General features: G+C 68.8%; 14 protein-coding genes and 3 tRNA genes. 8 read left to right on the top strand and 9 right to left on the bottom strand.

Features of this window, described 5'->3' with window-relative positions:
• Window positions 1–67: 67 nt before the first annotated feature.
• Window positions 68–274 carry a DUF3073 domain-containing protein gene (locus ABKW26_RS19720; RefSeq protein ID WP_348595791.1) on the bottom strand — a complete coding sequence of 69 codons (207 nt, stop codon included), beginning with the start codon at window positions 272–274 and terminating at the stop codon, window positions 68–70.
• Between the two features lie 327 nt (window positions 275–601).
• Between ABKW26_RS19720 and ABKW26_RS19715 the strand changes: the two genes are divergently transcribed.
• A complete protein-coding gene (locus tag ABKW26_RS19715) occupies window positions 602–829 on the top strand; it encodes a BldC family transcriptional regulator (protein WP_348595790.1) in 228 nt (75 codons plus the stop codon).
• 105 nt (window positions 830–934) lie between these two features.
• On the opposite strand, the gene ABKW26_RS19710 is transcribed toward ABKW26_RS19715, so the two are convergent.
• The 5 genes from ABKW26_RS19710 to ABKW26_RS19690 form a co-directional block, all read right to left on the bottom strand.
• On the bottom strand, window positions 935–1,216 hold the full coding sequence (locus ABKW26_RS19710; RefSeq protein ID WP_348595789.1) for a DUF3618 domain-containing protein: 282 nt from the start codon (window positions 1,214–1,216) through the stop codon (window positions 935–937).
• Window positions 1,213–1,635: a phage holin family protein gene (locus ABKW26_RS19705; RefSeq protein ID WP_348595788.1), complete on the bottom strand. Its 423-nt coding sequence runs from the start codon at window positions 1,633–1,635 to the stop codon at window positions 1,213–1,215. Before ABKW26_RS19705 ends, ABKW26_RS19710 begins: the two co-directional genes overlap by 4 nt.
• A gap of 313 nt (window positions 1,636–1,948) precedes the next feature.
• Window positions 1,949–2,024 (bottom strand) — tRNA-Phe (locus ABKW26_RS19700).
• A gap of 47 nt (window positions 2,025–2,071) precedes the next feature.
• Window positions 2,072–2,145, bottom strand: a tRNA-Asp gene (locus ABKW26_RS19695).
• Window positions 2,146–2,261: 116 nt separating this feature from the next.
• Window positions 2,262–2,334: transfer RNA gene (locus ABKW26_RS19690), tRNA-Glu, on the bottom strand.
• Window positions 2,335–2,498: 164 nt separating this feature from the next.
• On the opposite strand from ABKW26_RS19690, the gene ABKW26_RS19685 reads away from it, so the two are divergent.
• From ABKW26_RS19685 to ABKW26_RS19675, 3 genes are all read left to right on the top strand, one after another.
• Window positions 2,499–2,852: a metallopeptidase family protein gene (locus ABKW26_RS19685; protein WP_348595787.1), complete on the top strand. Its 354-nt coding sequence runs from the start codon at window positions 2,499–2,501 to the stop codon at window positions 2,850–2,852.
• Between the two features lie 78 nt (window positions 2,853–2,930).
• Window positions 2,931–3,914 carry a UDP-glucose 4-epimerase GalE gene (gene galE / locus ABKW26_RS19680; protein ID WP_348595786.1) on the top strand — a complete coding sequence of 328 codons (984 nt, stop codon included), beginning with the start codon at window positions 2,931–2,933 and terminating at the stop codon, window positions 3,912–3,914.
• Window positions 3,915–3,954: 40 nt separating this feature from the next.
• Window positions 3,955–5,154, top strand: coding sequence for a hypothetical protein (locus tag ABKW26_RS19675; protein WP_348595785.1), 1,200 nt, complete (start codon window positions 3,955–3,957; stop codon window positions 5,152–5,154).
• 12 nt (window positions 5,155–5,166) lie between these two features.
• On the opposite strand, the gene ABKW26_RS19670 is transcribed toward ABKW26_RS19675, so the two are convergent.
• Both ABKW26_RS19670 and ABKW26_RS19665 read right to left on the bottom strand, forming a co-directional pair.
• Window positions 5,167–5,346, bottom strand: a complete 180-nt coding sequence (locus tag ABKW26_RS19670; RefSeq protein WP_348595784.1) for a hypothetical protein — start codon at window positions 5,344–5,346, stop codon at window positions 5,167–5,169.
• 45 nt (window positions 5,347–5,391) lie between these two features.
• Window positions 5,392–6,087: a hypothetical protein gene (locus tag ABKW26_RS19665; RefSeq protein ID WP_348595783.1), complete on the bottom strand. Its 696-nt coding sequence runs from the start codon at window positions 6,085–6,087 to the stop codon at window positions 5,392–5,394.
• Window positions 6,088–6,364: 277 nt separating this feature from the next.
• Between ABKW26_RS19665 and ABKW26_RS19660 the strand changes: the two genes are divergently transcribed.
• The 4 genes from ABKW26_RS19660 (at window position 6,365) to ABKW26_RS19645 (ending at window position 9,557) form a co-directional block, all read left to right on the top strand.
• On the top strand, window positions 6,365–6,940 hold the full coding sequence (locus ABKW26_RS19660; protein ID WP_348595782.1) for a TerD family protein: 576 nt from the start codon (window positions 6,365–6,367) through the stop codon (window positions 6,938–6,940).
• Window positions 6,941–7,055: 115 nt separating this feature from the next.
• Window positions 7,056–8,189 (top strand): DUF475 domain-containing protein, encoded by a 1,134-nt coding sequence (locus ABKW26_RS19655; protein WP_348595781.1) that lies wholly within the window; start codon window positions 7,056–7,058, stop codon window positions 8,187–8,189.
• Between the two features lie 53 nt (window positions 8,190–8,242).
• Entirely contained in the window at window positions 8,243–8,923 is a 681-nt protein-coding gene (locus tag ABKW26_RS19650) for a hypothetical protein (protein ID WP_348595780.1), read from the top strand.
• Window positions 8,924–8,981: 58 nt separating this feature from the next.
• Entirely contained in the window at window positions 8,982–9,557 is a 576-nt protein-coding gene (locus ABKW26_RS19645; RefSeq protein WP_348595779.1) for a TerD family protein, read from the top strand.
• A 60-nt stretch (window positions 9,558–9,617) separates the two neighbouring features.
• Here the strand turns inward: ABKW26_RS19645 and ABKW26_RS19640 are convergent.
• Window positions 9,618–10,135, bottom strand: a 518-nt coding sequence (locus tag ABKW26_RS19640; RefSeq protein ID WP_348595778.1) for a TerD family protein, incomplete at its 5' end; no start/stop codon positions are given.

Below are 10,135 nucleotides of genomic sequence, written 5' to 3'. Positions count from 1 at the left end.
ACAGACCGGTGGTCGGGCGCGCTGGATGATCATTCACGTGTCTCAGGAGAGCGTCGGCGACGCGACGTCAACGCTCGTCGGACCGGTCCGCGTAGCGGTCCCAGTCGTCCGTGTCATCGGATCTGCTCGCGACGTGGCGAGTGTCCGTAGCTACATCGGTTCGGCTGTGACCGGTCAGCTCCTGCTCGAGAGCCTTGTAGTTCGTGTCAGGACTCCAGTACTTCAAGTCCCGAGCGACCTTGGTCTGCTTTGCCTTTTGACGGCCGCGGCCCATGGCTCCGACCCCCCTCAACGTAGAAGCGGGGCGGCTACGTTCTCAGACGCGCGGCCCCGGGGTAAGTTTCGTCTGTTCGTGGGTCAACGGTACATGCTCCGCGCGGCCTAGGACTACTCAGGTAGGGGTCGAACAGGGGTTCTGCGGTGCCGACGGAGGGTGATCTACGTCTCGCTCGTGACGCATGTGCCGTTTTCACCCACTTTTCACCCGACTTCTGGCACCGCACGAATCGCCCGTACTGGGATAATGGATGAAAGCGCAACGACCTGATCGCACAGTTCCGAACACCCCCGGAGCCAGGAGGTTGCCAGGAAGAGGTACGTCATGACCATCAACCGTGGAGAGCCCGAAGTCCTGCTGACCCCCGCAGAGGTCGCCAGCCTGTTCCGTGTCGACCCCAAGACGGTCACGCGATGGGCGAAGGCCGGGAAGCTCTCGTCCATCCGTACGCTCGGTGGTCACCGTCGGTACCGTGAGGTCGAGGTCAAGGGCCTCCTCGCGAACTCCGGAGTCGTCGTCGAGGACGAGCTGAGCGCGCGCCGCGGCGCGTGACCCGTCTGCACGACGCACCACCGCACGACAGAAGGGACCGCCCCAGGGGGGGAGCGGTCCCTTCTGACGTTCACGGACCCTGCGCCGTGCGCCGCGCCTGGCGTCCTATCGACGCTTGATGATCACCAGCGCGACGATGACGACGACGCCGGCCGCCGCGCCCAGGAGGACCTTGGCGTTGCGTGCACGGCTCGCGGGCCCGACAGGCAGGCCGTTGCCCGTGAGGAACGCGCCGGCGTCGTTCGCGGCCTGCTTCGTGGTCGAGGCGGCCTCGGCGGCGAGGGCCTTCGGGCTCAGTCGGGCAGCGAGCTCGTCGACGGACGCGGCCAGCTGCGCGCGCGCGACGGCGATCTCGGCCTCGAGCTCAGAACGGTCGGTCGTGCTCATGAGGAGATCCCCTCCTTGACGGCGGCGATGTCGCGCTGGACGCTCTTCACCGCGTGGGTCGGCTGCGGGGGGAGCCCGCGGGACAGGAGCTTCTTGCCGACCATCGCGAGGACGCCGGCGAGGATCATGAGGACGAGGCCCACGATGAGTGCGGCGAGCCACAGCGGGACGACGTTCGCCAGGCCGGCCATCGCGGAGTGCAGAAGGAAGCCGAGCCCGTAGAGGGCGAAGAGACCGGCCCCTACGAACAGGCCGATGCCGATGCCGGCGTTCTTCGCCTTCTCGGCCATCTCTGCCTTGGCCGAGGCGATCTCCGCCTTGATCAGTCGTGTGGCGCTGTCGGTCATCTGATTGATGAGCGTGCCGATCGACGGCCCACCCTTCTGGCCGTCAGGGTGCCCTTCGTTCCGGTCGGTCATCCTCATCACACCTTCCCATGGTCGTCGCACACGTCGTCAGATGTGATCCACGTGCAGTGCTCTGAACGGTCCGCGCGGAGCGGGCGCCGGCACGCTGCCGATGACGCGGTACTCATGACGCATCGTAGGGCCGTATCCGGTGGTCCTGCTCGCGCGGGGCCGTTCCCTGGGACCACTCAACCCTCAGGAGGCCGAGGTGGCAATCGGAGAGCGGTGCAGCGCCGTCGGTCTGGAGAGGTGCAGGCGTCAGGAAGCACGAGAGCCCCGTCTCGGCGGACCGAGCGGGGCTCTGCGATGAATCGGGTGGTGCTGATGGTGGCTCCGACCGGCGTCGATCCGGTGACCTTTCGATTTTCAGTCGAACGCTCTACCAACTGAGCTACAGAGCCTTGCGACGAACGCCCGGCCAGATTCTGACCGGGCATCCGTTGTCAAGCGACCCCGACGGGACTTGAACCCGCGACCTCCGCCGTGACAGGGCGGCGCGCTAACCAACTGCGCTACGGGGCCTTGAGTCACGCTGTGAACCAAGGGTTGTGCTTCACTCGAACAGGTTCGGTCCTTGCGGCGAACCTGGAAGAGCGTACCTCACTTTGTGCGACACCCAGACATCGTCCGGTTGTCCGTACCCCCAACGGGATTCGAACCCGTGCTACCGCCGTGAAAGGGCGGCGTCCTAGGCCGCTAAACGATGGGGGCCTGGTCTGAGACGGGTCGAGCTGTCGAAGACCTCGCAAATCATATGGCCTGGCTGCCGTCGTTGGCAAAACCACAGGTCACGCCTACGGCGACGCAGGTCGCGCGCCGCACCCGGAGGGGAGGACCGGTGCGTGCGAACCGCACCGGTAGGAGAGGATGAACGCATGGTGGAGATGTCGCGCGAGGACTTCGAGGACGCGGTGGGCGACGCGCTCGACCGGGTGCCCCCCGAGCTGGCAGCGACGATGGACAACGTCGTGGTGCTCGTCGAGGACGACGCCCCGGACGACGACCCCGAGCTCCTCGGCATCTACGAGGGGGTGCCGCTCACCGAGCGGGACGACGGCTGGGCGGCGGGAGCGCTCCCGGACCGCATCACCATCTTCCGCAACCCCACGCTCGCGATCTGCGAGACGACGGACGAGGTGGTCGAGGAGGTGGCCGTCACCGTGATCCACGAGATCGCCCACCACTTCGGCATCGACGACGAGCGGCTCCACGAGCTCGGCTGGGCGTAGCCATCACCGGTCGGGTCCGCCCGCTTGAAGGACGAGAGGCCCGTCCGGGAACCCGTTCGACCCGAGTAGCCTCGTGCCATGACGATTCTGGTGACAGGTGGGGCTGGGTACATCGGCGCGCACGTGGTGCGGTTGCTGCAGCAGCGGGGGGACACGGTGGTCGTGGTCGACGACCTGAGCACGGGGGCGGCGGGCCGGATCGGTGACGCGACGCTCATCGAGCTCGACGTCGCCGGCGAGGGTGCGCAGGCGCGGATCGCGGAGGCGCTCCGGGAGCACGAGGTCGACGCGGTCATCCACTTCGCCGCCCGCAAGCAGGTCGGTGAGTCCGTGGCCCGGCCGGTCTACTACTACCAGCAGAACGTCACAGGCCTGGCGAACGTCATCGCGGCGATGGAGGACGTCGGTGTCGAGCGCCTCGTCTTCTCCTCCTCGGCCGCCACGTACGGTATGCCGGCCGTCTCGGTCGTCGACGAGAAGCTCCACAGCGAGCCGATCAACCCCTACGGCGAGACCAAGCTCATCGGCGAGTGGCTCGGCCGCGCCGCCTCCCGAGCCTGGGGTCTGCGCTTCGTCGCGCTGCGCTACTTCAACGTCGCGGGATCGGGCTGGGACGACCTGGGGGACCCGGCCGTCCTCAACCTCGTCCCGATGGTGCTCGACCGGATCGAGCGGGGCGAGTCCCCGAAGATCTTCGGTGCCGACTACCCGACCCCGGACGGCACGTGCATCCGCGACTACATCCACGTCCTCGACCTCGCGAAGGCGCACATCGCCGCGCTCGAGTACCTCGACGGCACCGAGCGCCCGTTCGACGTCTTCAACGTCGGCACCGGGACGGGCTCGTCGGTCAAGGAGGTCCTCGACGGGCTGGCCCGCGTGAGCGGCCTGACGATCGACCCCGAGATCCTCGAGCGCCGTGCAGGAGACCCGCCCCAGCTCGTCGGCTCTCCCGAGCGGATCAACACGGTCCTCGGCTGGCACGCCGACGCGGGGCTCGACGAGATCCTGCAGTCCGCCTGGGACGCATGGCAGGCGGGTCCCCGCCGCATCGACGTCTGACCGTGTGAGCGAGGAGCACCAGTGAGCGAGCGGTGAGCCGGTGAGCGAGGACGTCGGCCTCCACGGGCTGCTGCGCCACGCCGCGTCCGGTGCGAGCCTCGAGGTCCCGCGCGGCTGGCGCGTCGTCGAGGACGTCGGCGCGGTCACGTGCGAGGCCCCGTCGGGTCGCGCGGACGTCACGGGGCGCGTCGTCGCGGCGCGGATCAGCATCGAGATGATCGAGCGCCACGGGCTGGTCCCGCTCCGGCAGGTGGACGTGGTCGTGCGTGACCTCGTGGCCGACGCGCTCGCCGACCACCCGCACGCCTGGCTCCTCGACTGCGTGCCGTGGCCGGTCCCGTGGGACGACCGGGCGCCGGCGGCCCGGCCGTCGCCCGAGGGCGTCCGGGTGGACGTCGCGCACCATGACATGTCGACCCCGCTCGTGGTCTCGACCGTCCTCGTGGCGCTCGACGCCGGCCTGCTCCGGGTGACCGCGTCGCTCCCGGTCGCGCACCAGCGCGCGCTGGGTGCCGCGGTGGACGACGCGCTCGACTCCCTGCGGCTCGCCGCAGGTGCCCCGGCCACCGAGGCGCCGTCCACCGGGAGCCTGTCGCTCGTCAAGGCGTCGTTCACGGAGGCGTCGGCGAGCACGACGGCGCGCGATATGGCGGACGTCCCGCTCGCGTACTCCTCGCCGCGCACATGGATGACCGCGGACGCGCTCGAGGTGTTCGTCACCGGCTCCCACAAGATCGCAGCGCGCTGGCGCCCCGAGCCGCTCGCCGCGGGACTGATCGACGCGAGGGGCGTCGCGACGCCCCTCGGTGGCTTCGTCCGGCGCGCGGTCTCGCGCCCGGACGCCCGGGCGGCGCTCACGGTGTACCCGGTCGAGCTCGGGCTGCAGGCCGACGCGCGGGGTGCCACGGAGGTCCTCGCGGCGATGACGGTCGACAGGCTCGACGGCTATGCCGTGCTCCGTGCCACGCCGCCGCCGGTGCGGACACCGGCCACGCCGTTCCCGGTGCTGGACCACGTGAGTCTCGAGGTCGTCGACGTCGCTGCTGCGCCGGCGCGCGCGGCTGCATGGCTCGGCGTCGGGCCGGGACGCGCGGCCGAGCTCCCCGACGGCACCCTCGCCGTGCTCGGGACCGCCCGGTCCGCGGCACCCGGCGTGCGCGCCGAGCACGCGGGCGTGATCGTCTCCGCGCTCCCCGGGCCACGGCAGGTGTGGGTCCGCCTGCTCGACGCGCTGGGCTGACGGTGTCGCCCGCTACCGCATGAACCTGTTCACAGCCCAGTACGCGGCGAGACCCACGGCGAAGCCGGCGAGGATGAAGAGCCTCTCGGCGCGCGCGAGGGAGATGGCGAGCCCTGCCGCGGTGGCCACGACGAGCAGCGCACCACCCAGGAACCAGTTGGCCTGCTGACGTCGTACGTCGTCCTCGTTCACCTTCCCAGGGTGAGCCCGGCGCGCCGACGGGTCAAAGCGAGTGCCTCAGCTCGTGCGGTCCAGCGTGAACGATGCGAGCCCGCCGGTGTTCGTGATGACGTAGTGCTCGGCCGTGATGTCGCCGGCGACCGCCTCGCCTGCCGGACCGGGGGCGAGGCTCTCCCCGTCGACGGTCGCCGCCCCGAAGCCTCCGGAGAACGTCACCTGTGCTGCCGCGTCCGCAGGCAGGTGCACGGAGAACTCGGACAGTCCGCCGGACTGGGTGATCGCGACCTCGGACTCGGGCTCGGGGAGCGCGAGGTCGAACGTGGCGACGCCGGTCTGCAGGTCGATCGACCCCACGCGGGCGTCCGCGAGGTCGGCGGTGAGGGTGTTGGCACCCCCGCTGAGGTCGAGGTGCCAGAGCACGTCGGGGTCGAGGTAGACGGTCACCTCGCTCTCCGTGGCACCGTCGCTGAAGGCGAAGTCGAGCTCGAACCGTCCGGGGGCCGTCTCGGTGGCGACGGGCTCGAGCTCGGCGGTCTCCGACTCGGCGCGGAAGAGCTGGCCGTCCGTCTCACCGGTCACGAGCGTGAGCGCGTAGGCGCCGCCGGTGATCTCCAGCGTGGCCTCGGTGACGTCGTCCGCCGATCCCGCACCGGAGGCGGGCTCGTCGGCGGAGCACGCCGTGAGGGCCAGGGCGCCACCGAGAGCGACGGCGGTCAGTGTGCGCAGGCGCGCTGGGCGCGGGTGAGTCAGCATGGCGACGACCGTACGGGGACAGCGGGTGAAGACCAAGCCCTCATGAGCTCCTAATCGATTCACCCTGCGCTGACCTGGGCTCGGGAACCGCGCGGCAGGCGCGCTCGTTGTGCACGACGACGCCCAGCGACGGTCGGATAGTTCTCCCCATGATCCGGAGGGCATCTACCCATCCCTGCGAGGGCCTGGCGCGTTATAGTCGGGCCGTTGCCTCATCGCAACGGACCATCGAAACCGGCGGGAGTGCACGCTCTCGTCCTGAGCCTATGGAGAACTCGTGGGAGTCAGTCTTACCAAGGGCGGAAACGTCTCGCTCACCAAAGAGGCGCCGGGCCTGACCGCCGTCACGATCGGCCTCGGATGGGACATCCGCTCCACGACCGGAGCCGACTTCGACCTCGATGCCAGCGCGATCCTCGCGGGCACGAACGGGCGAGTCATCTCCGACGGTCACTTCGTCTTCTTCAACAACCTCACCAGCGTGGACGGATCCGTCCAGCACACCGGTGACAACACGACCGGTGAGGGCGACGGCGACGACGAGGCGATCAACGTCAACCTCGCAGCCGTCCCGGCCGAGGTCGACAAGATCGTCTTCCCCGTGTCGATCTACGACGCGGCCACGCGCCAGCAGAGCTTCGGCCAGGTCCGCAACGCGTTCATCCGCGTGGTCAACCAGGCCGGCGGCGCCGAGCTCGCGCGCTACGACCTCAGCGAGGACGCCTCGACCGAGACCGCCATGGTCTTCGGCGAGCTCTACCGCAACGGCGCAGAGTGGAAGTTCCGCGCTGTGGGCCAGGGCTACGCCGAGGGCCTCGCGGGCATCGCCCGCGACTTCGGCGTGAACGTCTGACCAGCGTCGCACCGTGATCGACGGCCCGGGGGAAGAACGACCACCCCTGGGCCGTCGCGCTGTACTCCTCGTTGCCGCCCCGCACCGGCTCGGCATCACCTAGACAAGGAACCGCATGTTTCTCCGCACCTTCGGCTGGTCGCTCGGCGTCACCGTCGTCTCCCTCATCGCCGCTTTCCTGTACGGCGGCTGGACCGCCTTCGTCCTGTGCGTGATCCTCGGTGTCCTTGAGGTCTCGCTCTCCTTCGACAACGCCGTGGTCAACGCCAAGATCCTCGAGAAGATGTCTGCCTACTGGCAGAAGATCTTCCTCACGATCGGCATCCTCATCGCCGTCTTCGGCATGCGGCTCATCTTCCCGCTCGTCATCGTCAGCATCACGGCGGACATGGGCCCCATCGAGGCGCTCCAGCTCGCGATGGAGAAGGGCGACCCCGACGTCGTCGGCACGTACGGCTACCAGCTCAACGAGGCGCACCCGCAGATCGCCGCCTTCGGCGGCATGTTCCTGCTCATGCTCTTCCTCGACTTCATCTTCGAAGAGCGCGAGATCAGCTGGCTCTCCTGGCTCGAGCGTCCGCTCGCCCGCGCGGGCAAGCTCGAGAACCTCTCCGTCGTCGTCGGCACGGTCCTCCTGCTCCTCACTGCAGAGCTCCTCGCCGAGGACCCGCACATCGTGCTCCTCTCCGGGGTGCTCGGCATGGTCACCTACCTCGCGGTCAACGGGCTCGGCAGCCTCTTCACGGTGCCGGGCGAGGGTGACGAGAGCATCACCGACGAGGTCGCCAAGAGGTCGGGCGGCCCGACCGAGCTGGCGAAGGCCACCGGCAAGGCCGGATTCTTCCTCTTCCTCTACCTCGAGGTTCTCGACGCGTCGTTCTCCTTCGACGGTGTCATCGGTGCGTTCGCCATCACGTCCGACCCCGTGATCATCGCTCTCGGGCTCGGCTTCATCGGTGCGATGTTCGTCCGGTCGATCACGATCTTCCTCGTGAAGAAGGGGACGCTCGCCGAGTACGTCTTCCTCGAGCACGGTGCCCACTGGGCCATCGGTGCGCTCGCGGCGATCCTCCTGCTCTCGATCAAGGTCCACGTCAACGAGATCGTCACCGGTCTGGTCGGAGTCGTGTTCATCGGGGCGGCCTTCGCCTCCTCGTTGCGTCACCGCAGGATCCACGGCCTCGACACGAAGGACGAGCCCGACGAGGCCCTGCCGCCAGGCCCGGGCAAGGAGTCCGTCGAGGTCTGACGCACTCCGGCGTCGAGGACGACCACCGCTGCACAAGAGCTCGAGGAGATCGCATGGGGATCGACTACACGAGGCCGAGCAAGGCCGCCGCGTCCGCGGACCCGACGGGTGCGCCCGTCTCGCTGTCGAAGATCACCCTGACCAAGGCGGCACCGCAGGTCTCCCTCGCCAAGCGTGGCGAGGGAGGCGGCGTCGTCCGCGTGAACCTCAACTGGGACACGCAGGGTGGCGGCAAGGGCGGGTTCTTCAGCAAGCTCATGACCGCGCCGGTCGATCTCGACCTCGGGTGCCTCTACGAGCTGAGCGACGGTGACGGCGGAGTCGTCCAGGCGCTCGGCGGGGCTTTCGAGGCCGTGAGCGGGTCAGGCTCACGGATCGTGTGGCTCGACGGCGACGACCGGTCCGGAGCGGCGAAGGGCGGCGAGAACCTCTACGTCGACCTCCAGCACGTCGGGCAGATCCGCAGGATCCTCGTGTTCGCCACGATCTACTCCGGGGCCGCGAGCTGGGCCGCCGTCAACGGAGTCGTCACGCTCTACCCTCCGTCGGGACCAGAGATCGAGGTCCGGCTCGACGACGCCGACCCCAAGGCGCGCCTGTGCGCGATCGCGCTCATCGAGAACGGCCCGTCGGGCCTCCAGGTCCGACGCGAGGTGCGCTACGTCCAGGGCAACCAGCAGACGCTCGACGAGGCGTACGGCTGGGGCCTGACCTGGACCCGCGGCCGCAAATGACCTCAGCACGCACCACCAGGACGCCTGGTCACCGGGCGACGTCGAAAGGACCCACCGCATGTCAGTGAACCTCTCCAAGGGGCAGAAGCTCTCTCTCACGAAGTCCAGCGGGGCGACGCTCACGCGGGTCCGCATGGGCCTCGGGTGGGACGCGATGAAGAAGAAGGGGTTCTTCGGCAAGAAGGACCAGGAGATCGACCTCGACGCGTCGGGCCTCATGTTCGACTCGGCCAAGAACCTCGTCGACGTCGTGTGGTTCAACCAGCTCTCGAGCCGGGACGGTGCCGTGCTGCACACCGGCGACAACCGGACAGGTGCCGGTGACGGCGACGACGAGTCGATCATCGTCGACCTCACCCGTGTGCCGTCGACGGTGACGACCCTCGTGTTCACGGTGAACTCGTTCACCGGGCAGGACTTCACGCAGATCGAGAGCGCGTTCTGCCGTCTGATCGACGAGTCGGACAACAGCGAGATCGCCCGCTACGACCTCTCAGGCTCGGGCACGCACAATGCCCAGATCATGGCCAAGGTGACCCGTGAGGGGGCCGGGTGGGCGATGACCGCCATCGGCGCCGCTGCGACCGGTCGGACGTTCGACCAGCTCCTGCCCGCTGTCGTCCCCCACCTCTAGGGGCACCGCGGTCCGGACGGGCCGTCCCCGTGCCTGGTGCATGGTGCCCGGAGGAGCGGGTCAGTAGCTCCCGCTGGACACGTACTGCGCTGAGGGTCCGACCATCGCCTTGACGGTCTTGCCGTCGTGGAACTCGCCGATCCCTTCCATCTCCCACACGCCGTCCGCACCGCGGCGGATGACGCACATGAAGACCCCGGTGCTCGGCTTGGAGTCGGTGAGGTCGAAACGTACGAGCTCGGCGCCCGTGGTGCTGTCGAGCAGACGGCAGTAGGCGTTCTTCACGTCCGTGAACTTGTGGCCCGCGAACGAGTTGATGGTGAAGACCACCGCCGCCACCCCCTTCGGCAGGGCCGAGAGGTCCACCTGGATGATCTCGTCGTCACCGTCGCCCTGACCTGTGAGGTTGTCGCCCATGTGGCGGATGGCACCACCACACGCCTTCTTGCTCATGAACCACGCCTTGTCGATGTCCTTGCCGTTCGGGCCGAGGACGATGGCGGACGCATCGAGGTCGATGTTCGACCCGCCCTGCGCCGGATCCCAGCCGAGGCCCAGCTGGACACGGGAGAGGGCCG

This window comes from Sanguibacter sp. 25GB23B1 (assembly GCF_040012415.1).
GTDB lineage: Bacteria > Actinomycetota > Actinomycetes > Actinomycetales > Cellulomonadaceae > Sanguibacter.
This window is presented reverse-complemented; position numbering and strand designations above follow the sequence as displayed.